The sequence below is a fragment of the Spiroplasma sp. Moj genome, assembly GCF_016082285.1.
Classification (GTDB): Bacteria; Bacillota_I; Bacilli_A; order Mycoplasmatales; family Mycoplasmataceae; genus Spiroplasma; species Spiroplasma phoeniceum.
This window is the reverse complement of record NZ_MQTY02000174.1, coordinates 1-544: the sequence shown is the minus strand read 5'-3', so window position 1 is coordinate 544 and position 544 is coordinate 1. Positions and strand designations below refer to the sequence as shown.

Genomic DNA, 544 nt, shown 5'->3' with positions numbered 1-544 from the left:
TTTTTAACACCAACTGAAGCTGTGTTAAAATTTTTAAAAGACTAACTGGTCTAAAATGTATATGGTACCTCACAAATTGAACGAGAATTAACAACCAAATAGTCATATACTCGATAAAATAACCGCAAAGTGGTGCGGGGATTATTACGAGTATAACTTGTTAGTAATTGTAATTCATTAGCTGGTAAAACTAATCCAACTTGTAAAAATAAATTATTTAAAATTTGTTGAATTTCAAAATTACTATATTCTTCAAAATAAAAAACAGTTGTAAAACGATTCAATAATGGTTGTGGAATTTGATATAACAAAGTTGTTGCTGCTAAAAATGTAAACAGTGGCAATGATAATGTTACATTTTTAGTATTATAATCTTTTCCTAAAATTAAGTTTAAGCAATTGTCTTCTAGAGCCGGATATAATGTTTCGCTTACTTCTTGACTAATAACATGAATTTCATCAATAGACTTCTTGCATAACCTATTAAAATAATTGTAAATATTTTTAAAAAGATACTAATAGCAAATTATAATTTTAATTAATT

The 544-nt window shown here is 25.4% G+C and carries 1 protein-coding gene; it reads right to left on the bottom strand.

The window, feature by feature from the left end; genetic code table 4:
- Positions 1-50 precede the first annotated feature (50 nt).
- Entirely contained in the window at positions 51-455 is a 405-nt protein-coding gene (locus BST80_RS05360) for a hypothetical protein (protein ID WP_415746299.1), read from the bottom strand.
- Between the last annotated feature and the right edge of the window lie 89 nt (positions 456-544).